Origin of the sequence: Methylacidiphilum caldifontis (assembly GCF_017310505.1) — a bacterium.
Taxonomy (GTDB): Bacteria; Verrucomicrobiota; Verrucomicrobiia; order Methylacidiphilales; family Methylacidiphilaceae; genus Methylacidiphilum; species Methylacidiphilum caldifontis.
Genome location: NZ_CP065957.1, coordinates 359590 through 379543, shown reverse-complemented (window position 1 = coordinate 379543; position 19954 = coordinate 359590). Strand labels below are relative to the sequence as shown.

Sequence of the window (19954 nt, the reverse complement as noted above, 5' to 3'; positions counted from 1 at the left end):
AGTTATGACCCACTTTGGTTATGATGTGCAAGAGCAGCTTTCAGGAAAGCGACAAACAAAGGATGAGGAAAATTAGGTCGTGATTGGAATTCAGGATGAAACTGACAACCCAAAAACCAGGGGTGATTCTCTAGCTCAATCAGTTCTACAAGTTCACCATTTTCAGTTGTTCCCGAAATTTTTAAACCAAATTTTTCAAGAATGAATTTATACGAGTTGTTAAACTCATAGCGATGTCTGTGCCGTTCTCTAGAACTCTCATTGCCATAGGCTTCGTAAGCTTTTGTATGGGGTATGAGTTTACACATCAAACTGCCTAGCCTCATCGATCCCCCTAGTTTGGAAAGTTTCTTTTGTTCTTCAAGCAAGCAGATAACAGGATGAGGGGTTTTGGGATCGAATTCAGAACTGTGAGCACCGGTCAGTCCAGCTACGTTTCTGCTAAACTCAATGATTGCGGTTTGCATTCCTAAACACAAACCGAAATAGGGGACATTGTTGATCCGAGCGTACTTGGCTGCTTGTATTTTTCCTTCAATTCCTCGACTGCCAAATCCTCCAGGAACGAGTATGCCGTCTACCCCTTGGAGAAGTTGTTCTGTCCCCTGGACTTCGATCTCTTCGGCATCTATTTTTTTAACTTTCACTCCACAACAAAGAGATGCTCCTGCATGCGTTAAGGCTTCATATATACTTTTGTAAGCGTCTTGATGGCCGATGTATTTACCAACCACTGCGATTGTCACATGATGGGAAGGATGAATGATTTTTTCAACAAAACATTTCCAGTCTGAAAGATCGGCTTCTGGAAGCTCTAATTTTAAATATTTACACACTAAATCATCGAGTTTCTCTTTTTGAAGCATGAGAGGGACTTCATAAATGGTGTGTTGAACATCAAGCTCTTCAATAACCCCTTCAATGGGAACATTGCAATAAAGAGAAAGTTTAGCTCTAACTTCGTTAGTGAGGGGATGATCGGAACGACAAACAAGGACATTAGGTTGTATACCTATCTCTCTGAGTTTAGCAACACTCTGTTGGGTTGGTTTTGTCTTTAATTCACCAGCGGATTTAATAAAAGGAACGTAGGTGACGTGAACGAACAAGGCCCTTTCAGGTCCAACTTCTAGAGCCATTTGCCTAATCGCTTCAAGAAAAGGAAGCCCTTCTATATCTCCTGTCGTACCACCAATTTCAGTAATTAGAATGTCGCAGCGGCTACTTTCTGCGACACGCATAATGCGACTTTTTATCTCGTTTGTAACATGGGGAATAACCTGAACTGTCTTACCTAAATATTTCCCTTGTCTTTCTTGTTGAATAACCGATTCGTATATTTGACCGGTTGTGGTGTTATTGATTTTTGAAAGTTTTACACTGGTAAACCTTTCATAATGTCCAAGATCAAGATCGGTCTCCGCTCCATCTTCAAGAACATAGACCTCACCATGCTGATAGGGGTTCATGGTCCCTGGATCAACATTAAGATAGGGATCAAGTTTTTGTAACGATATCTTGACTCCCCGTTTTTCCAAAAGTGTTCCTAAGGCTGCGGCGGTAATCCCTTTACCCAAAGAACTGATTACACCTCCAGTAACAAATATGTACTTCATCGTTGCTCTCTAATTTGTTCTAATTTTTGCTCCGCTTTCAACAGATCTTCAGGGCAGTCGATGGCGACAGTTTGATAAGAACTTGAAATAACTTTAATAGGGATACGATTTTCTAAAGCCCTCAATTGTTCTAACGATTCCACTTGTTCGAGAATTCCACTAGGTAAGGATACAAATTTCTTTAAAGCCCAAGAGCAAAATGCGTATATTCCTACATGAGCTCGGCTTGTATAATTGAAATTTTTATTTTTCAGAAAAGGTATATCTGATCTGCTAAAATAAAGCGCAAAACCATCTAAATCGCAAACAACTTTTACCACATTAGGATTGTTTTTTTCAGAAGGATCTAATATCTCTCTTGCTAAGGTAGCAATGGGAGCTTCATCCATTTGATCAATGAGTCGGTCAATTTCTTTGCCAGGTAAAAAGGGTTCATCACCCTGAAAATTGACGAAGACATCAGCTTGATAAAGAGTAGCCACTTCTGCCACGCGATCTGTACCGGAGGGATGGTTGGGTTGAGTCATTACCACCTCTCCGCCAAATTTATTCACTACCTCTGCTATTCTTTGATCATCGGTAGCTACGATCACTTTGGTTATCGTCTTGCATTCCATGGCTCTTTCCCAAGCCCATTGGATTAACGGTTTTTTTCCAAGCAAAGCTAAGGGCTTTCCGGGAAACCGGCTTGAACCCCAACGGGCGGGGATGACGACTATGCTGGTCATGGACAATTAATATCAAATTGATAGGGTTCGTCTACGGAAAAAATTATTCCTTAAGGGTTAAAGTAGAAAGGATTTTTTCTATCGCTTCGAAGACGGAGTTGACGATGAAAGTGGACAGCCTTCTTGAGATATAGGACTCAAGATCCTTTTTCCCCTGATCGATAAAAATAGTTCTACATCCTCCATTCCGACCACATAATATATCGGCAAGCCTATCTCCCACAAAAAACGATTTTTCAAAGTCAACGTCATATTCAGTTGCCGCTTTCCATATCATCGTTGGTTGAGGTTTCCTATCCCAATTCAGTTCCTGTGAAGGCCCTTCATAGGAAAGATAAATTTTTTCAAAAAAAGTACCTCCCAGCTTTTCTAGTAGTTTTTTATTGACCTTTTCGACGTCTTCAGGGGTCAAAAGTCCTCGAGCAACCCCAGATTGGTTGGAAATGATGAAAAGAAGAAATCCCACCTGTTTTAACCTGGAAAGATAAACTTCCAATCCTTGGGGTATTTCTATGAGTTCGTCGTTTTTTAAATAGGGTACATTCCTAATGAGGGTGTCATCCCTGTCAAAGAAAACTGCCCGGTTCATATATTAAAAAACCATGAATCGGAGTGTGATAAAAGGCTTCTTTTAAGTTCCGAGGATGTACATGTTGCTGTTCCCAGTTTACCAACGACAATTCCTGCTGCGTGATTGGCAATGAGTGCTGCTTCAAAACCAGAGAAACCACAACAGAGTGCTAACGAAAAAAGACTTATGGCTGTATCTCCGGCCCCAGAGACATCAAAAACCTCTCTGCAAACCGAAGGAATTTTTTTGGTTTTCCCCTCATTTTCAAGCAGAAGCATGCCCTCTTCTCCCAAGGTGACAAGAATATATGAACAATGCCATTTATTTTGAAGGATCATGGCCGCTTCGATTACTTTTTCCATGTTCTCTTCATGAATGTCAGGGAAACCAGCAAGCACTATGGCTTCTTTTCTATTGGGTTTGACAACAGTGACCCCTTTCCAATTGAGCCGATTGTTAGAATGAGGATCGACAGCAACAATCTTATTTTGAGCGTGCTTAAGAATAAAATCGATTATAGTCTGGTCAAGCAGTCCTTTAGCATAATCTTCAATGATTATCAGCTCCTTAGAAGCGATCTCTTTTTCAAGATAAACAAAAATGTCTTTTTTGATTGTCTCAGGAATAGGCTCGATTGTCTCTCTATCTACCCTTACTACCTGTTGCTGCCTACCAAAGATTCGGGTTTTTTGGGTGGTTAGTCTTCCTGGAACAGTAAGAATTCCTTGAGTATCGCAACCGAACTTTTGAAGACTCTCTATTAACTTTTTGCCCGCTTCATCTTTACCAATAACCCCTAAAATGGATACCTCTTTTGTAAATTCAGCTAAATTCCTAGCCACATTAGCTGCTCCTCCTGGAAAATAGGAATATTTTTGTACTTCAACAACGGGTACCGGGGCTTCAGGAGAAAGGCGGTTCACTTTTCCCCAGAGAAACTCATCGAGCATGAGATCTCCTATGACAAGCACCCTAATGTTTGTAAAGCGGTCTAAAAATTTATCAATATATTCAGGGGAAAAGGTCATAAAAGGAAGGTCTTACAAAAAGAATATGTTTTTAGAAAGCCCAAAGACATTTTTTGTCATATATTCCTTGGTTTCTCATATTATTAAGTTTTTAATTTTATAAATACATGAATGCGGATGAGAAGAAAAAAAAACTGTTAATCAAAAGGATTGGTTATTTAGGCCCGGAAGCCACTTTTTCACATCTTGTTGTTAAAAAAAGATTTCCCAATGATCTTCATCAATCTCTCAGTTCGATAGAAGATATTATTGAGTTTGTTAAAGAAGAGGCTGCAGGCGAACAGAGAATCGGATTAATTCCCATAGAAAATTCCACTGGAGGGATGATTCTTGAATCGGTCGATCTGCTTTTAGAAGAGGATTTTCATCTCTATATTCAAGAAGAGCTTTCCTTGAATGTGGAATTGGCCTTAATTGGTCGGCATGGAGAAGAAATTAAAGAAATCTATTCTCACCCAACACCTCTTTTTTATTGCCGGAAATGGATTAAATCGAGGTTCCCTTTGGCTAAAATCAATAAGACAGCGAGCACTTCGGAGGCAGCTCAGATCGTTGCTCAAACTACCGGTTCAGCCGCTCTATCAACTCGCTTAGCTTCAGAAATCTATAAACTGGATATATTAGAATTTCCAGTGCTAGAGGGTAGTCTTAATCTCACCCAATTCTTCGTGTTAGGCCGGTTCCCTTATCCCGGTGAGACTGCGGAAACAACTCTTGTTTTTTCGGTCAAAGATGAGCCGGGCAGCTTATGTTCCTTTTTAGAACCATTTCGAGACGAAAAATTAAATATAAAAAGAATTGTTTCTCGTCCTATCCCTGGAAAGTTGAATACCTATCTTTTCCTTTTTTCGATACAGGCTGGGAAAGAGTCTCTCCACTTAGCAAATGCTCTGCAGAGAGCTGAAAAATTTTCTCTCTGGCTTAAGTCTTTGGGCTCATATCCAGTAAGGGAAACCTTTAACGTCTAGGGGCAACTTCCGGTTTGTTACCACCATCCTTCTCCCCATCCCGTTGCCCAGGGTTCAAATCCTACCGGCTCCCATATGTTTTCTAGAATAGATCGCGTGGGAATTTTGGAAGCATAAGAAGGAAGGGATTCCTTGGGCCAAAGAAAAAATTCTTCTCCCTCTATAATCAGCAATGAGGATGTGTCCAGTTTCATTTTAAAGGGTGAAACAACCTTTCCTGTGACCGTGATCATTTTGCCTGTAGAATAGACTTTTGGATCAATTTTCCCTTTATACCAGAAATAGAATTTACCCTTAGAAGGGGTTTTCACGATCGGTTGATCTGTTGCTTGATCTAGAGGTTTCTGTATAATGAGGATCAGGCTTTCTCCTCCCTGGGTTGTGCATCGTTGAATTATTCCACCCAAAAGGACATGTTGGCCAACAAAGGCAGTTGGCCGAGAAGCAAGCAAAGAAAAGGGGGGTTGCTTTCTGGCTTTAAAACGTTGTGAAGCAGTAATGGGACCAATTGAACAGCCCACCGTAGTGTTTATAAGGAGAAACAAAACTAAAATTTTCTTTGCAATAGACATTGAGAGCTTCAAATTCAATTTGACGAAAACGAGTTGTTTTTTAATGAATCGATCACCGACTTGATTGTTTTGTTTGAACAAAACCTATCAAATTGTTTTAAAAAAGAAAAAAAGAATATTAAATGTTAAAAATAGCTCTTATCCAAAGTTATGGGGGGCGGGACCCAGAAGAGGGATTAAATCGACAGTTAGAACTAATTTATAAAGCAAAAGAATGGGGTGCACAGATTATCTGTACTCCCGAGCTCTTCAGGACCCGCTATTTTTGCAATCAGATTGATCCCTGTTTTTTTGCCTGGGCAGAAGAAATCAATGGTCCTACCCTGCAAAGTTTTATGGAGGTGGCCAAAAAACTTAATGTGGTTTTGATTGGTTCGATTTTTGAAAAGAGAACTCCAGGACTCTATCATAACACGGCCATAGTGGTCGATGCAGATGGGAGCTATCTGGGTTGTTACAGAAAGGCACACATTCCTGATGATCCAGGATATTTTGAAAAATATTATTTTTCTCCTGGAGAAATTGAATTTCCCATTTTCAAGACCCAATTTGCAAAGATAGGAGTTTTGATCTGCTGGGACCAGTGGTTTCCCGAACCAGCAAGAATTCTTGCATTAAAGGGAGCACAGATTATTTTCTACCCTACGGCTATTGGATGGCTGATTGAAGAAAAAGAATCTTTTGGTCAAGATCAATTATCCAGCTGGCAGATTATACAACGGGCTCATGCTTTAGCTAATGGAGTATTTGTTGCTTCCGTAAACCGAGTTGGTCTTGAAGGCGACGAACAGAGTCGGCGTATCGAGTTCTGGGGAAGGAGTTTTTTGGTTGATCCTTTTGGAAGAATGATAAAAGAGGCGGGAGAAAAAGAAGAAATTCTTATTGGTGAAATCAATTTCGATCTGATTGAGAAAACAAGAATAAACTGGCCTTTTTTACGTGACCGACGTATTGATCTTTACGGGAAAATGACTGAAAGATTTCTTTCTTAGCCTTCTTAGGTCCATGAAAAAATTCCCCATCGAGGATAGAACACAAAATAGCTATTTGTACCCCGGTCCTGGATTTCGTCTTCCAGCTGAATGGGAAAAGCATAAAGCGACCTGGTTTACATGGCCAAGAAAACAGAGTATAAGTTTTCCTGGAATTCATAGAGAAATTGAAGAACTTTGGATAAAACTTATTCGGGTTATTTCTGGAGATGAACAGGTCAGGATAAATGTATTTGATCGCAAACAGTATGAAGAGGTTGAAGAGCTCATCAAGGAACGTGGAGGAGAAATAAACCGGAGGATTTTTTTATACGAAAATCCTGCTTATGAACCTTGGTGTAGAGATCACGGGCCGATCTTCATTAAAAATGACAGAGAAATAGCCATAGTCGATTTTGGTTACAATGCCTGGGGAGGAAAATATCCTCCCTATGATCTAGACGATCAAGTACCTCAACGGATCGGGGCTTATTTAGGTATGCGCGTTTTTTCTCCAGCCCTCATTGTAGAAGGAGGGGCAATTGATTCTAATGGACAGGGCGTTCTTTTAGCTTCTCTTAGGAGCATAGTTAATCCGAATAGAAACCCTGAAATCTCTTTGAAAAGTATAGAAGAAATATTCCATCAATTTCTTGGAGCAGATAAAGTCATATGGCTTGAAGCAGAGATCGTTGGAGATGATACCGACGGACATGTGGATCAGTACAGCAGGTTTTTGAATACGAAAACCATTGCAGCCGCTTTCGAAGAGAATAGTTCAGATAGTAACTACAAAAGCCTTTGCGAAAATATTAAGCGGTTAGCTCAAGCTAGGGATAGTTATGGAAAATTCTTTGAAATTGTTGAAATCCCCATGCCTAAGCCAATAATCCGAGAAGGAATGAGATTGCCCGCTTCATATCTAAATTTTTATTTCACAAACCATTCGCTGTTTGTTCCTGTCTTTAATGATTCTAAGGATGAAAAGGTTCTGGAAATCTTGCAGGGTTTTTTCCCTGAAAGAAAAATTTATCCTTTTCCAGCTCGTGATCTGGTTTGGGGCTTAGGAGCTATTCATTGCATAACGCAACAGGAACCCGGATGGGAATAAAAACAGTAGAAAAAACAATAACATGATCTATCATCTTTCTTTAAAGGCGGTTTCCTTTGGAACCGCTTTACTGCATTTATTGCTGGGAATGGTCGCTTTTGTTTATCCCTCTTTTTTTGTAAAATTTCTTAAAAATTTTTCCAGGAATGATTTTCTGGGAAAAATTATGATGGGGCTTGCCGTTTTATGGATTATCATTTTATTGGCTACGATAGACTTAGGAGAATATACACCACAGAGAATATGGTTTATCCTTTTTGCTTTTGTTTTTGGAATTTTAGCTCTTATCTCCATCGAGGATTTTATTGCAGTCAGAGCTTTAGCACTTCTCCTTTTATTAGGAGCGGATGTTATTTTGGACGGTACTTTTTTAAGTAGTCGTAATTGGCGTATCTTGCTTGTATTGCTTGCCTATGGATGGATTGTTGTGGGGATGCTTTTCGTATGTATTCCCTATGTAGCTCGAGATGGAATAGCTTGGTTTTGTACTTCAGAAAAAAAGATCAAAATGGCTGCTCTTTTCCCCATTATTCTTGGTCTTATTTTACTATTATTGGGATTGGTGGATGGCTAAGCAGTTTGAAGCACGCAATATTGTAGTGATTAGAGGAGGAGGATTGGGAGATTTCATCCATACCTTGCCAGCTTTATTTGTCTTAAGAAATCATTATAGCTTTGCAAGGATAGACCTTCTTGGAACTCCTCGTTATGGGATTTTGGGTGAAAAAAGATACTATTTTGATAAGGTTTATGACATAGGGAGTTCTTTTTTTACTCCCCTTTTTTCTGAAGAAGGGAAACTCGGCTCAAAGCTTTTGGAGTTTTTTTCTCATATTGATCTAGTCCTTTGTTACTCTCCTGATAATCAAGGGGTGTTGAGAAGAAACATAGAGGGTTGTGGAGTAAAAAAAATCATTTATTGTCCCCCTTTCCCTGGCCAAGGAAACGTTCTGGAATGGCTTTTGCAGCCTGTAGTAGAATTGGGGATCATTGATTCTGTTAATAAGAGCATTCCACCTCCTCTCATTTTTCTTAGTTCAGAAGATGAGAAAAACGCATTAACTGTTTTAAGTGGGTTGAAAAGCAATCAAAAAATCGTAGCTCTCCATCCAGGTAGCGGTAATCCCAAAAAAAATTGGCCTTCAAAGAGTTGGAAAACCTTTTGTCAGGAATTAAAAAAAAGAGGCTATAACGTTGTTTTAATTCTGGGTCCTGCTGAATTGGATCGTGTAGAGTTAAAGAGTATTCCTGCCGACCTCAAGGTAATTAATCTAGAACTGCCTACAGTAGCGGCCATCCTTAAAAAAAGTGCTCTTTATTGTGGGCATGACAGTGGGCTTACGCATCTGGCTGTCTCTGTGGGTTGTCCTACTATCGCTTTATTTGGCCCTACCGATCCATATATTTGGATGTATCGAAATATAGATAAAAAGAGGTGCAGAGTATTATGGAATAGAGGAGAGAAAGTTTCTTTTTTAGTCGATGAAGTTTTGTATTGTGTTTTTGAAATGTTGGAAGAATGTAATCATGATTATGCGGTTGATATACTTAGATAATAATGCGACTACTCCTGTTGACCCTGAAGTGCTTAAGGAGATGGTTCCTTTTTTCTCCGTTTACTACGGGAATCCCTCAAGTCCTCATCGGCTTGGACAAGAAGCTAAGCAATACGTGAAAAAAGCAAGAAATGCTATTGCTCGGTTCTTGTGTTGCCAAGAGGAGGAGATTGTTTTTACCAGTTGTGGGACAGAATCTAACAATGCAGCCATTCTTTCGGCTCTTCGAACCACAGGTAAAAAAAGAATTGTCACAACCTCTACCGAACATTCAGCCATTCAGGAGTTATGTTTAGATCTGGAAAAAAGGGGAGTGGAGATAGACAAAATGGCTGTAAATTCCCTAGGATTAATTGATCTTGAGGAGCTGGAAAAAAAGATTAATGAGCATACAGCTATCGTATCGGTGATGTGGGCTAACAATGAAACAGGGGTAATATTCCCTGTAGAACAGATTGCCAAAATTTGTAAAGAAAGAGGGGTCCTCTTTCATACCGATGCGGTACAGGCTATAGGAAAAATCCCTATCGATCTTTCTCAAGTACCAATCGATTTTCTCTCGTTAACCGGACATAAATTCTATGCACCTAAAGGCATCGGCGTTTTGTTTGTCCGTAAAGGCAGTCCTTTTGAACCCCTAATTCGCGGAGGATCCCAGGAAATGCGTCGCAGAGCGGGGACTGAAAATGTTCCATCTATTGTGGGTATGGGTAAAGCGATTGCAATTCTTTCTCAAAGAATGGATGAAGAAAATAAAAGAATACGCGCGCTGCGCGATCTTTTAGAAACGCGGATTTTAAGTGAGATTCCCTTCACAAAACTCAATGGGGATAGAGAGTATAGGATTCCCAATACATCGAACATCTGTTTTAAGGGGATTGATGCAGAAACCCTTCTTCTTGACCTGGATCAGAAAGGTATCTGCGCTTCGGGAGGATCGGCTTGTACAACAGGTTCATTAAAACCTTCAAAAGTGCTTACGGCAATGGGATTAAGTCCATTAGATGCAAAATCAAGCGTTCGGTTTTCTCTAGGAAGACATAATACAGAAGAAGAAATACAGTTTGCGGTAGATGAAATTATTAAATCGGTAGAAAAAATAAGAAAAACGATGCCCAAATCCTAGTGGTGGGTCTTCATTGCTGCCTAGCTTTACATCTATAACGAAGTCCAGGGAAAATAGAAAAGATCTTCAAGGTAATGGATTATGGATGGATTATGATGTAAGTTATACACAACTCCATGATGATGAACTGTTCGCTTGAAGATATTCTTTCAAAAGAAAATATAAGAAATGCACTTTTTCCGGTTACGCGAAATAGGGTGTTTCTGGCTCATGCTGCGGTCTCCCCTTTGCCTGCTCCTACAGCTGAAAAGATTTCCGCTGCGGCTTTTGAAGCTTCGGATTGGAGTCAAGAAACCGAATCATTTTTTCAAACCATTACTGAGGCAAGAGAAACAGCAGCTAAGCTGCTTATGGCTAAAGCTTCGGAGATAGCCCTTTTAGGTCCAACTGCTCTTGGGCTAAACTTAGTCGCTAATGGGTTACCCTGGAAGCCAGGTGATGAAGTCGTCTATTATCCGGATGATTATCCTACTAACGTTTATCCATGGAAAAATCTTGAAAAGTTTGGTGTTAAGACTGTTCCCCTGTATCCCGAAGAACCAGGGAAAATTACTTTACCTTTGGTTCTTAAGGCCTTGAGTTCCAAAACCAAACTTGTGGCTTTGGCAAGTTGTCATTATCTTTCAGGCTATCTCCTCGATTACCAGGAAATGGGCGAAGCACTCCATAAAAGGGGTATATTATTTAGCCTGGATGGAATACAATCTTTAGGGGCTTCTATGATGGATTCCAGGTATTTTGATTTTCTTAGCGCAGACTCACATAAGTGGCTTTTGGGTCCCCTTGGAGCGGGAATTTTTTATTGCAAGGAATCTCTACAGGATTACTTGAGTCCAACTCTTTTGGGAGCTTGGAACATCAAATCTCCGGATTTTATTGCTCAGGAAAAGATAGAAATGGAAAGAGGTGCGCGCAGATATGAAAGTGGAGCTCTCTATGCTTTAGGGATAGTAGGAATGCAAACTTCAATGGAACTTCTTCTTGCTATCGGCATTAACAAGATAAGGGAAAGAATTCTTTTTCTGCATCAATATCTTTGGGAAAATCTTTGTCGAGTAGGTTGGAAATGTCTCTCTGAAGGTTTTCCACTCGAGAGACGTTCAGGTATAATTTCTGCCTTCGCTCCAGGAGTTGATCCTCAGGGAATTCTTGCCAGATTAAAATCCCAGGGAGTAGTGGTTTCTTTTCGAATGGATAGAAATAAAAATTGGTATCTTCGATTTGCCCCCCATTTTTATAATACCGAAGAGGATATTGATAGGGTAATTGAAATATTAGCTTACAAGGAATAAGCCAGATCTATGATTTTTGATTATCATCTTCATACTCCACTTTGTGGGCATGCGGTAGGGGAGCCCTATCTGTATGTTCAAAAAGCAATTGAAAAAGGCTTAATCGAAATCGGTTTTTCTGATCATAATCCGATGCCTTATCATTTTGATGATTGGAGAATGCGTCTTGATCAGCTAGACGAATATATTGGGCTTGTTGAAGAAACACGAAAAAAATTTCCACAATATCCTATACGACTTGGTCTAGAATGTGATTTCATTCTCGGGTTTGAGGAACACATCCGCGATTTATCATCTCGAGCTCCTTGGGATTATCTTATTGGGGCTGTTCATTACATCTCTAGGGATTGGGATATTGATAATCCTTCTAAATTAGACAGATGGAAGAAGACCGACATCGAAGCCACCTGGACTGAGTATTTTTCTTTGTATACGAAAATGGCTTGTTCAGGGCTTTTCGACTTTTTGGCTCATCCCGATTTAATCAAAAAGTTTAATCATAAACCCAGTCGAGATCTTGCTTCTTTTTATGAAGAAGCCCTTACAGCTATGGCTGACCATCATCTGGCTTTTGAAATCAACACCGCAGGATTGAGAAAACCAGTTAAAGAGATTTATCCAGAAAAACGATTTTTGGAAATAGCTTATAAAAAAAATATTCCTATTTTGATCAGTTCAGATGCTCATGATCCGAATGAAGTGGGGCAGGATTTTGATTTAGCCCTGGATCTTGTCAGGGAGGTGGGTTACAGGGAATTGACGATGTTTAAATCAAGAAAAAAAATTGTTTTTCCTTTGTAAAATATAGATGCAGACCAATATCGATGGTGTAGTTCTATGTGGGGGAAAGGCAACTCGTATGGGAGGCATCGAAAAGGGACTTTTAGATTTTAAAGGAAAACCCCTTTTTGTTTATAGTGCTGAAAAACTTTCTCCAAGGGTAAATACACTATGGATAAGTGCTAATCGCTCCTTGGAAAAGTATGGCTGTTATGGTTGGCCAGTTGTTAAAGATAGCATGGAAAACTGTGGTCCTTTAGGTGGAATATATACCGTTCTCAAACAGATGAACGCATCCTTCCTGTTAACTGTCCCTTGTGATTGCCCTTTTTTTGAAGAAAGATTCGATGTTGCCCTTAAGGAAAAGCTTTTTTCTTCCTCCTCAACTGTTGCTTATGTTTGGGATGGAACAAGGGACCAATATCTTTTTGCGCTTTTTAAAAAATCGGTGTTAGCCCAGCTTGAAAAATACTTGGTTGAGGGAGGGCGGAAAGTCGCTCGTTTTTATCAATTTGTGCAAGCCCTCAAAGTTGATTTGAGTCAATACTCGGAAAGCTTTTACAATATCAACTACTTGGTTGATCTAGAGGAAGCTGTAAGAAAACGGTAGTTTATAAAAGGGAGTTTCGTGACGGTCTTTGGTTTTGTTGGCAGAAGTGGATGTGGAAAGACTACTCTGATATGTAAACTCATAAGATATTTTTCTTCCAATGGATTAAGGGTAGGAGCCTTCAAACATGCCCATAAAGGATTTCAGTTAGATTATCCCGGGAAAGACAGTTACAGCTTAAAAGAAGCAGGAGCTTCGGCTGTCTGTCTTCTATCTGGCAATCAGTCGGCGATGATTTTCGATTATGGTTGTCCCCAGGAAATGATTTTTCAGCAGTTAGTTAAGTTTTTGAATACTTTGGGCTGCGACATTCTTTTCATTGAGGGACTTAAAAAAGAAGGTCATTTTCCTAAATTATGTTTTGTGGAAAGAGTTGAAGAATCAGAGCTGTCTTTGAAAGAAGTAGTCGGTTGTGTGGGACTGATAACCCAGACAAAAGAGTCGAAAGACTTTTGGGAAAATAAGCCGGTCTTTTTTAGGGATGACGTTTCGGCTATAAGTTCTTTTATTTTGCATTGGATTAACCCATCCCTATAAGAAAAGGATACATATGAACTCTTCCCCGCTTCAGTTTGTTTCTATTGACCAAGCATTAGATATTATAAATAAAACTATTGAAGAAATTGATGGATTTGAGACCGTTTCCCTGGAACAATCATTAAATAAAATTCTTGCCGAAGATGTTTATTCCTCATCGGATTATCCACCTTTTGATGTTTCTCTAATGGATGGATATGCTCTTTGTGCTGAGGCTCTCTTTTCTGAAGGAGAAAAAGAATTTGCAATTGCCTCTGAAATCTACGCAGGAAAGGCTGTATCCAAAACTTTTGATCCAAACCAGTGTGTGAAAGTCGCCACAGGGGCAGCTGTTCCTAAACCTTTCGACCTTGTTGTTATCCAAGAAGAGGTTATCCTTAAGGATGGTCGTATTAAAATAAAAGGAAAATATAATAAAGGGGATAATATCAAAAAAGCGGGGGAAGAGATACAGAGAGGTCAACTTCTTTGTTGTAAGGGTCAAAAAATAGATTCTCGATTGATCAATCTTTTAGCATCATTAGGCATACATCAGCTTAAAGTCAAACCTACCCTCCGTGTCCATTTGTTTAGCACAGGTGAGGAGATTAAACCGGTAGGGACGACCATCAGTTATGGACAGATCTTTGATAGCAACCGGATTTTCTTACAAAATGCTTTGAAGGAGTTGGGTGTTTGTGTGGAAGGGGGAAATATTGTTCAAGATGATTTTGATGCAGTTGAAAACGAAATGAACAAAGCCAAGAAAAGCCAAGCCAACCTTATTATTTCGACGGGAGGGTTGTCTGTTGGAGAAAAAGATTACGTGGCTAAGTTCATTGATAAGAAATGTTGGATTTATTTCAAAAAAATCGCTATTAAACCAGGTCGACCTTTCTCTTTTTCTTCTTTTGAAGGTATTCCCTTTTTCTCTTTACCTGGAAATCCTCCTGCGGTTCTTGTCAGCTTTTATGCCCTGTTAAGGGAAGCTGTAGCCAAGCGGATGGGATGGTCTATAAATCCTTTTATCAAATTCAAGGCTCCTATTGCCATCGAAATGAGAAAGAAAGCAGGTAGAGTCGAGTATTATTTTGGGAAGGAACTCTATAATCAATATCAACGTTTCGTTAAACCAGTATCTCTAAAAGATCCTGTGGGTTTTCTGTCCGCACTCAAAGCTGATGTTCTTTTAAGTTTGCCTTCTCAGTCAACCTTTATTCCCAAGGATATGCCGGTGGATTGCATTCGGTTATGATAAAAACAGAATAATCCCGTTTCCTGGTTTATATGTCGTATAGAAATTGGGTGATTGTCTTTTTGAAATGGTTATCAAAGGTTCTTATTTCGTGATTTGCATTGGGAATGATCCACCAAGATTTTGGACTTTTTGCTGCATCAAAGACTCTTCTTACCATAGCAAGTGGCATTCTTGCATCCTTTTCAGCAGCCAGGATAAAAAGAGGACAATCAATATTCTGAGCGGCATGTACACAGTCAATGGCTAGAGGATCGATTCCGAAGTTTTTCTTGAGATGCCAGGAAACGATAGGGACCATCGGAAAAGGTTTTAATTTGAAAAAAAATTGAGCATGTGTAACTAAGGCATTGTAAAGATTATCAAAGGGAGCGTCAGCAATTATAGCACGAAGTTGGCCTTTAAGGCGGGATCCGGCAAGAAGTGCCGTTACCGCTCCTAGTGATGTTCCCCAAAGAATCGGTTTAGAATATCCTTGTTTTTTCAGTTCTTCGACCCATTTTTCTAAATCTAAACTTTCTTTTAGGCCTAAAGTGACAATAGAAGGACCACTTTCGCCATGTCCCCTTAGATCAACGGCTAAGACGGGAAATCCTAACTCATGTGCAAGTTGAATATAACTCATCATAAATTGTTTATTTGCTCCCAGTCCGTGGATAACTATAAGTGGAGTTTTGACTTTTTCGTCATCTGTTTTAGAAGAAACAAACCAGCCAGCCAGTTCTACATTATCATGCGACAGGATCTTCAATGATCGGTAATTGAGGCCTATTAGTCCAGGGTTGAGATTTGGGCTTGCAGAAGGAGGAACTGTAACGGCAAGGTTGGCTAAAACCCTGCCAAAATAAAACAATCCTAAAGCTAAAATGGAACTTGGAAAAATAATAAGAAGGATGAGCAAGGAAAAAAACGACATAAAATAATTTTATATAAGGGTTATTCATTGCTATAAAAAATTAATTTTAATGTCTTTTTCTTTTGGTGTAGAGATTTCGTGCAATAGGATTAAAACTTCATTAATAAGCGCCAGTTATTTGTTGGGTTTCTGACAGCTCCCATCTTGCAAGAAGTTAAGCTTGCTTGTCGACTGGCTCAGTTTCAGGGCATGTTCTTTGAAGCCTCTCCAACCCTTTTAGGGCTTTTATTCTATCCTTTTGCAGGACAACTTTAACCAGATGAATGTAGCCAGTGGCCCATTGTTTAAGGTAACCCACTGACATCGTCGGAATCTACTCAATGCATAGGCTTTATATCGGCAGTTTAGCCTCTTTTGTTTGTAACTAAAGCAGCCGTAATGGGGGGGATATTAACTTGATGTGTCTAGCGCATCTTAAGTGGAGCAGGGATGAGGTTTTGTTCTAAAAAGTTATTAAGCTATGAAATATTCTCTTACCAATACTTTTAGGTGCATGAAAGTTGGTGAGCTACTTTTTTGGTAGCCTTATCCAAGGCTTATTCTTCTTGGAACATGCTGACTTCTATGGTGATTAGCCCTCTAAAATCACCCAGCTTATAACCAGTAGCTTCGTCCATTGGGTATCTTTTATGTAATTCTTCTTTAAGAGAGGGACTCATTTGGCTTGTTGAACCATGACAATTAAGACAAATATTCCCGATAAAAATGGGTTTGTAATACCTATATTTTATGGTCCAATCTTGTTCTACTTTTTGCACGTAATTTGCCGGCATAGGTTCATGCCTGCGTTGAGCTTCTAAGAAAATTTCGAGAGCTTCTTTTTCTGCATAATCAGGTTTATTCAGTGGATTTCTTACTTTATCTGAAGTTCTTTTAAGAAGGCTGATCGTTGATCCATGTTTTTGTTTGATTTTTTCAGTGAGAGGCATCGCATTGAGACTACAATATTCTAGGGCTCCCGTTGGACCAAGCTCTTTGATTTTTGTTGTTAAGATATTTTTAAGGGATTCTTGGAACTCTTGAGCGATGGGAGAAGCAATTTTTTCAATGGCTTGGCTTTTTTCCAAAGAAGCTATACTTGTTACGGGTTCTTGCTGAGAATGAGCTGAAAGAAAGAAACTGAATAAAAAGATAAAAAAAAGGAAAAATCTTATTTTGATTATCGCCCACTTTCTTTTCATATCATAAATCTTCCTTTCTGATGAAAAAAGAGATTTAAAAGATTGCCTATGCTGCTAATGACCAGATATGAAGCAATCAGATAGGCGATGGAATTAGGAAAAATGAAAAGCAAAATAGCGATGATAATAGGAAAGATGCTGAAGAATGAAGGGCCAAAGGCCATAAAACTTAAGACGGCAAAGAAAATAAAATGGAAAGCAACGAGATAGGGTATGAGATTAGGAAATAAAAGAATTAAAATTCCGCTTATCGCTGTCACAAGACAGAATATAAAATGGAGATGGAAAAAAAAACCAAGAATAGAAAACAAAAGAAGATAAGCAGCGATGAGAAAATAGAGGAGATGAGGTTTGAGGAAAAGAATAAATCCAAAGAGCAATGAAAAGCCAGACTGCAGGATTAGCCTCAGGTTGTTATCCATCGTTAGAAATATGTTTTTTTAAGAACGCTTCTCTACAAGGTTGTGAACTTTTTTTAATCTTGGGTTATCGATTTTGGGCGGAATTATCTTTAAGGTTTTTGACCTCTTCGAGTACTTCTTGAACATGATTATCGGGATTGACTTTCAAATTGCGCCATACGATCTTACCATTTTTCGCAAGGAAAGATTGCCTGGAAGCATGGCCATTTCTTTTGGTCACTCCGAATTGATCTACGATTTTACCTTCGGGATCCGCTAAAAGAGTAAAAGGTAGATGATATTTATCCTTGAATTTTTTTTGAGCCTCTTGGCTATCCATGCTGATGCCAAATACTTTTACTCCGTTGTTTATTAACATCTTATAATTATCTCTAAAATTGCAGGCCTCCCGGGTACAACCGGGTGTATCTGCCTTGGGATAAAAATAAAATAAAACGATTCCTTCTTGGGCAACCGATTTAAGTTGGATACTGTGACCATCTTGGTCTACTCCCGCCACATCAGGAACGGTTGCTCCGATTTCCAAGGGTGAATGCTGATTCATAGCATTACCATATAAAGAGATGATAAAAAAGAAAATGAAAAAAGAAAAAACATATAAATAAAAACTGTATGGGGTTTTTCTTTTATTAATATTCAAAATCATTTATTACTGTTTTATGATGAAAGTTGTTTTTCCTCTAATTTCTCTCATTATCTTAGTAGTCTTTCCCTTTAAAACTTGGGGTAAAGATCAAACTGTAACCGGTTCTGTTCAAAGTGGCCCTGCTAAAAGTAAAAATAGCTTTAAAGATCAAAAAGTTTCCGAACTAAAGAAAAAGCATAATCGGATCGTAAAAATATTTGAAGATTGGCAGCAGGCCGTGGCTAAACAAAACCAAAAAACGGCTTCAGCTCTTCATCAGGAGTATATAAAGGAACAGCAGGACTTCCAAAAAAACTGGGATAAGTGGGAAAAAGAATTCCAAGATCGGCTAAGAAAAGTTGAAAAGTCAATCGGAAACGAAGCGGGAAAAATCCAAAAAGAGATGGACCAAGCGGCACAACACTGAGCTTAATCCACGCTGAGTTGATTAATGGTGGAATCCTCCCCCATGAAAACCTCCCATTCCCCCATGAAATCCTCCCATCCCCCCGTGGAAGCCTCCCATTCCCCCATGGAATCCTCTCATTCCTCCATAGAAGCCTCCAGGATGTCCAATAAAGCCCTGATGACCGTAAAAGCCTCCATGACCTAACCCTGTTGCCCCATGGAAAATAAATCCGTGGGAAAGTCCACTACTGCCATGAAAGGTGCCGCCACCAGAGAAGGAGTGGAGAGGAGCACCTCCCATGTGTCCAGAAAAAGAGGATGGAGAACCAAAATGAGAAGCAAGATGACCTGTTGAGGGAGAATGGAGAGGATGACCAGCAATGTCATGAATGCCATGGTTAGTCAGGTGTTGAGGATGAACGGGGGAAAGAGAACCTGTAGGTTGCGTATGGGCCAAGTTTCTTTGATTCAGAGCGGCAAGGTTTTGATGGTCTTGGTGAAGAAGGTTATGAAAATCGTTATGAAGAGGACCTTGTGTTGTAGAATGGGCGAGGTTATGAGCTGGGTGAGCAGAGACTGTGTGAGTCATATTGTGTTGGTTGGTATGGAACGAGCCAGGATGATTAAAAGGATGGGCTGAAGAAAGAGAGTGGGGGGCTGCACCCCCATGCTGAGCCATACCCTGATGTTGTTGAGTCGGGGTTGTTTTCGTAATAAAAACGTTTCGTTCAATGACAAAAGGAAAAAAACCGAATGGACCCCATAAGAAAGGCCACCATAAACCCCATCCAAAACCAAAACCAAATCCCCATCCCCACCACCACCATGGCCATCCCCAGCCCCAACCATAGCCATATCCTCCCCATGGATTACCAGAGTAAGTCAACTGAGTATTGTTTTCTTCGCTACCGACAAAAGGTTGAGCGGATGGAGAAATAGCGTTAGATAGAGTAGAGGCATTGGTCGTCGAGTAGGCCGCAGCCTTGGAAGCGGCTAAATCCTGTTGTTTTTTTTCCTCTTGTTTTTGACGACTTTCAGCAGCAAGCAGTTCGTTGCGTCTTTGATAAGATAGCTGGATATCGGTTTGGAGAATATGAAGGGCGGAGGAAAAATTATCCGCTTGAGAATTTATCGATGTCCACCGGTTCAGCAGTGTAGGATCGAAAAGGTCGGATTGGGATGAAAGGTTCCATTGAGCGACTCGAGATGAAATGTCAGATTGGATTTTTGAAATTTTTGTCGTCAGTTCATCGAGCATTGACTGATAATTAAAGAGAGAAGATTCCATTAAAGAAAGTGGTATCTGATCAGGAAGGGAAGACATCAATGTTTTTTCATAAAGACTTTCAAATTGCCTTTTTTCATTTCCAAGTCGATCGGTCAGAGAAGTTAATTCATCAATTTCTTTGCTTAATTCAGATCTAAATTTTGTTATCTCAGCCTTGCTTCGGGTCGTTGTTCCTGGCCATTGGCTCATGCCCCAAAAAAGGGAAAGAGACAAAAGAAAAAAAGGAATAATGAAAAAAGTTTTCTTAAATGTAAACTTCATCATTTAAAACATATTCATAATTGGCATGAATACAAAACTCATGTACTCAACATTCATTCTATTTAACTTCATCTTGTTAAGGATCCCGCTAAATCAAAGCGATCAAGGATATGTTAGATATGATCGTTTAATCATTTCAGAAGTTTTGGAAAT

At 39.6% G+C, this 19954-nt stretch carries 23 protein-coding genes; 12 read left to right on the top strand and 11 right to left on the bottom strand.

The window, feature by feature from the left end; all coding sequences use genetic code 11:
* Nucleotides 1-2: 2 nt before the first annotated feature.
* From IT6_RS01840 to IT6_RS01825, 4 genes are read right to left on the bottom strand one after another with little or no spacing between them, the layout of a single operon-like run.
* Entirely contained in the window at nucleotides 3-1616 is a 1614-nt protein-coding gene (locus tag IT6_RS01840; RefSeq protein WP_134440489.1) for a CTP synthase, read from the bottom strand.
* Nucleotides 1613-2344, bottom strand: coding sequence for a 3-deoxy-manno-octulosonate cytidylyltransferase (kdsB, locus tag IT6_RS01835; protein ID WP_134440488.1), 732 nt, complete (start codon nucleotides 2342-2344; stop codon nucleotides 1613-1615). The genes IT6_RS01840 and kdsB overlap by 4 nt, the downstream gene beginning before the upstream one ends.
* A 43-nt stretch (nucleotides 2345-2387) precedes the next feature.
* Entirely contained in the window at nucleotides 2388-2933 is a 546-nt protein-coding gene (locus IT6_RS01830) for a D-glycero-alpha-D-manno-heptose-1,7-bisphosphate 7-phosphatase (RefSeq protein ID WP_134440487.1), read from the bottom strand.
* Complete coding sequence (locus IT6_RS01825) at nucleotides 2930-3943, bottom strand: bifunctional heptose 7-phosphate kinase/heptose 1-phosphate adenyltransferase (protein ID WP_134440486.1); 1014 nt, start codon at nucleotides 3941-3943, stop codon at nucleotides 2930-2932. The genes IT6_RS01830 and IT6_RS01825 overlap by 4 nt, the downstream gene beginning before the upstream one ends.
* 107 nt (nucleotides 3944-4050) lie before the next feature.
* On the opposite strand from IT6_RS01825, the gene IT6_RS01820 reads away from it, so the two are divergent.
* Nucleotides 4051-4911: a prephenate dehydratase gene (locus tag IT6_RS01820; protein ID WP_206827189.1), complete on the top strand. Its 861-nt coding sequence runs from the start codon at nucleotides 4051-4053 to the stop codon at nucleotides 4909-4911.
* A gap of 17 nt (nucleotides 4912-4928) precedes the next feature.
* Here IT6_RS01820 and IT6_RS01815 read toward each other — a convergent pair whose 3' ends face one another.
* Entirely contained in the window at nucleotides 4929-5483 is a 555-nt protein-coding gene (locus tag IT6_RS01815) for a Slp family lipoprotein (RefSeq protein ID WP_134440484.1), read from the bottom strand.
* 122 nt (nucleotides 5484-5605) lie between these two features.
* On the opposite strand from IT6_RS01815, the gene IT6_RS01810 reads away from it, so the two are divergent.
* The 10 genes from IT6_RS01810 (at nucleotide 5606) to IT6_RS01765 (ending at nucleotide 14700) form a co-directional block, all read left to right on the top strand.
* Entirely contained in the window at nucleotides 5606-6475 is an 870-nt protein-coding gene (locus IT6_RS01810; protein WP_206827187.1) for a carbon-nitrogen hydrolase, read from the top strand.
* A gap of 13 nt (nucleotides 6476-6488) precedes the next feature.
* Nucleotides 6489-7565, top strand: a complete 1077-nt coding sequence (locus tag IT6_RS01805; protein ID WP_206827185.1) for an agmatine deiminase family protein — start codon at nucleotides 6489-6491, stop codon at nucleotides 7563-7565.
* 22 nt (nucleotides 7566-7587) lie between these two features.
* The gene (locus tag IT6_RS01800) at nucleotides 7588-8139 is read left to right on the top strand and encodes a hypothetical protein (RefSeq protein ID WP_134440481.1); all 552 of its coding nucleotides are present in this window, start codon (nucleotides 7588-7590) and stop codon (nucleotides 8137-8139) included.
* Nucleotides 8132-9121, top strand: a complete 990-nt coding sequence (locus tag IT6_RS01795; protein ID WP_206827183.1) for a glycosyltransferase family 9 protein — start codon at nucleotides 8132-8134, stop codon at nucleotides 9119-9121. The genes IT6_RS01800 and IT6_RS01795 overlap by 8 nt, the downstream gene beginning before the upstream one ends.
* The gene (gene nifS / locus IT6_RS01790; protein ID WP_206828440.1) at nucleotides 9099-10247 is read left to right on the top strand and encodes a cysteine desulfurase NifS; all 1149 of its coding nucleotides are present in this window, start codon (nucleotides 9099-9101) and stop codon (nucleotides 10245-10247) included. Before IT6_RS01795 ends, nifS begins: the two co-directional genes overlap by 23 nt.
* Before the next feature lie 116 nt (nucleotides 10248-10363).
* On the top strand, nucleotides 10364-11539 hold the full coding sequence (locus tag IT6_RS01785; RefSeq protein WP_242524285.1) for an aminotransferase class V-fold PLP-dependent enzyme: 1176 nt from the start codon (nucleotides 10364-10366) through the stop codon (nucleotides 11537-11539).
* Nucleotides 11540-11548: 9 nt separating this feature from the next.
* Complete coding sequence (locus IT6_RS01780; protein WP_134440478.1) at nucleotides 11549-12340, top strand: histidinol-phosphatase HisJ family protein; 792 nt, start codon at nucleotides 11549-11551, stop codon at nucleotides 12338-12340.
* 7 nt (nucleotides 12341-12347) lie between these two features.
* Complete coding sequence (gene mobA / locus IT6_RS01775; protein ID WP_206827181.1) at nucleotides 12348-12929, top strand: molybdenum cofactor guanylyltransferase MobA; 582 nt, start codon at nucleotides 12348-12350, stop codon at nucleotides 12927-12929.
* A gap of 18 nt (nucleotides 12930-12947) precedes the next feature.
* The gene (gene mobB / locus IT6_RS01770) at nucleotides 12948-13466 is read left to right on the top strand and encodes a molybdopterin-guanine dinucleotide biosynthesis protein B (RefSeq protein WP_206827179.1); all 519 of its coding nucleotides are present in this window, start codon (nucleotides 12948-12950) and stop codon (nucleotides 13464-13466) included.
* 13 nt (nucleotides 13467-13479) lie between these two features.
* The gene (locus IT6_RS01765) at nucleotides 13480-14700 is read left to right on the top strand and encodes a molybdopterin molybdotransferase MoeA (protein WP_206827177.1); all 1221 of its coding nucleotides are present in this window, start codon (nucleotides 13480-13482) and stop codon (nucleotides 14698-14700) included.
* Between the two features lie 28 nt (nucleotides 14701-14728).
* Here the strand turns inward: IT6_RS01765 and IT6_RS01760 are convergent, their stop codons facing one another.
* From IT6_RS01760 to IT6_RS01740, 5 genes are all read right to left on the bottom strand, one after another.
* On the bottom strand, nucleotides 14729-15616 hold the full coding sequence (locus IT6_RS01760; protein ID WP_134440474.1) for an alpha/beta hydrolase: 888 nt from the start codon (nucleotides 15614-15616) through the stop codon (nucleotides 14729-14731).
* A 154-nt stretch (nucleotides 15617-15770) separates the two neighbouring features.
* Nucleotides 15771-15920: a hypothetical protein gene (locus IT6_RS01755; RefSeq protein WP_206827174.1), complete on the bottom strand. Its 150-nt coding sequence runs from the start codon at nucleotides 15918-15920 to the stop codon at nucleotides 15771-15773.
* 232 nt (nucleotides 15921-16152) lie between these two features.
* Nucleotides 16153-16797 carry a Tll0287-like domain-containing protein gene (locus IT6_RS01750; RefSeq protein ID WP_206827172.1) on the bottom strand — a complete coding sequence of 215 codons (645 nt, stop codon included), beginning with the start codon at nucleotides 16795-16797 and terminating at the stop codon, nucleotides 16153-16155.
* On the bottom strand, nucleotides 16794-17219 hold the full coding sequence (locus IT6_RS01745; RefSeq protein WP_206827170.1) for a DUF3096 domain-containing protein: 426 nt from the start codon (nucleotides 17217-17219) through the stop codon (nucleotides 16794-16796). Before IT6_RS01745 ends, IT6_RS01750 begins: the two co-directional genes overlap by 4 nt.
* Before the next feature lie 64 nt (nucleotides 17220-17283).
* Nucleotides 17284-17763: a peroxiredoxin gene (locus IT6_RS01740; RefSeq protein WP_134440139.1), complete on the bottom strand. Its 480-nt coding sequence runs from the start codon at nucleotides 17761-17763 to the stop codon at nucleotides 17284-17286.
* Nucleotides 17764-17878: 115 nt separating this feature from the next.
* Between IT6_RS01740 and IT6_RS01735 the strand changes: the two genes are divergently transcribed.
* On the top strand, nucleotides 17879-18271 hold the full coding sequence (locus IT6_RS01735; protein WP_134440138.1) for a hypothetical protein: 393 nt from the start codon (nucleotides 17879-17881) through the stop codon (nucleotides 18269-18271).
* Nucleotides 18272-18292: 21 nt separating this feature from the next.
* Here the strand turns inward: IT6_RS01735 and IT6_RS01730 are convergent, their stop codons facing one another.
* Nucleotides 18293-19804 (bottom strand): hypothetical protein, encoded by a 1512-nt coding sequence (locus tag IT6_RS01730; protein ID WP_242524284.1) that lies wholly within the window; start codon nucleotides 19802-19804, stop codon nucleotides 18293-18295.
* Between the last annotated feature and the right edge of the window lie 150 nt (nucleotides 19805-19954).

Coding starts and splice junctions, on each gene's coding strand:
- kdsB (WP_134440488.1), bottom strand. CDS start 2,344: ATGACCAGCATAGTCGTCATCCCCGCCCGTTGGGGTTCAAGCCGGTTT.
- IT6_RS01765 (WP_206827177.1), top strand. CDS start 13,480: ATGAACTCTTCCCCGCTTCAGTTTGTTTCTATTGACCAAGCATTAGAT.
- IT6_RS01815 (WP_134440484.1), bottom strand. CDS start 5,483: ATGTCTATTGCAAAGAAAATTTTAGTTTTGTTTCTCCTTATAAACACT.
- IT6_RS01795 (WP_206827183.1), top strand. CDS start 8,132: ATGGCTAAGCAGTTTGAAGCACGCAATATTGTAGTGATTAGAGGAGGA.
- IT6_RS01750 (WP_206827172.1), bottom strand. CDS start 16,797: ATGAAAAGAAAGTGGGCGATAATCAAAATAAGATTTTTCCTTTTTTTT.
- IT6_RS01735 (WP_134440138.1), top strand. CDS start 17,879: ATGATGAAAGTTGTTTTTCCTCTAATTTCTCTCATTATCTTAGTAGTC.
- IT6_RS01810 (WP_206827187.1), top strand. CDS start 5,606: ATGTTAAAAATAGCTCTTATCCAAAGTTATGGGGGGCGGGACCCAGAA.
- IT6_RS01800 (WP_134440481.1), top strand. CDS start 7,588: ATGATCTATCATCTTTCTTTAAAGGCGGTTTCCTTTGGAACCGCTTTA.
- IT6_RS01785 (WP_242524285.1), top strand. CDS start 10,364: ATGATGATGAACTGTTCGCTTGAAGATATTCTTTCAAAAGAAAATATA.
- IT6_RS01830 (WP_134440487.1), bottom strand. CDS start 2,933: ATGAACCGGGCAGTTTTCTTTGACAGGGATGACACCCTCATTAGGAAT.
- IT6_RS01840 (WP_134440489.1), bottom strand. CDS start 1,616: ATGAAGTACATATTTGTTACTGGAGGTGTAATCAGTTCTTTGGGTAAA.
- mobA (WP_206827181.1), top strand. CDS start 12,348: ATGCAGACCAATATCGATGGTGTAGTTCTATGTGGGGGAAAGGCAACT.
- IT6_RS01805 (WP_206827185.1), top strand. CDS start 6,489: ATGAAAAAATTCCCCATCGAGGATAGAACACAAAATAGCTATTTGTAC.
- nifS (WP_206828440.1), top strand. CDS start 9,099: ATGCGGTTGATATACTTAGATAATAATGCGACTACTCCTGTTGACCCT.
- IT6_RS01825 (WP_134440486.1), bottom strand. CDS start 3,943: ATGACCTTTTCCCCTGAATATATTGATAAATTTTTAGACCGCTTTACA.
- IT6_RS01745 (WP_206827170.1), bottom strand. CDS start 17,219: ATGGATAACAACCTGAGGCTAATCCTGCAGTCTGGCTTTTCATTGCTC.
- IT6_RS01740 (WP_134440139.1), bottom strand. CDS start 17,763: ATGAATCAGCATTCACCCTTGGAAATCGGAGCAACCGTTCCTGATGTG.
- IT6_RS01730 (WP_242524284.1), bottom strand. CDS start 19,804: ATGATGAAGTTTACATTTAAGAAAACTTTTTTCATTATTCCTTTTTTT.
- IT6_RS01755 (WP_206827174.1), bottom strand. CDS start 15,920: ATGTCAGTGGGTTACCTTAAACAATGGGCCACTGGCTACATTCATCTG.
- IT6_RS01760 (WP_134440474.1), bottom strand. CDS start 15,616: ATGTCGTTTTTTTCCTTGCTCATCCTTCTTATTATTTTTCCAAGTTCC.
- IT6_RS01780 (WP_134440478.1), top strand. CDS start 11,549: ATGATTTTTGATTATCATCTTCATACTCCACTTTGTGGGCATGCGGTA.
- IT6_RS01820 (WP_206827189.1), top strand. CDS start 4,051: ATGAATGCGGATGAGAAGAAAAAAAAACTGTTAATCAAAAGGATTGGT.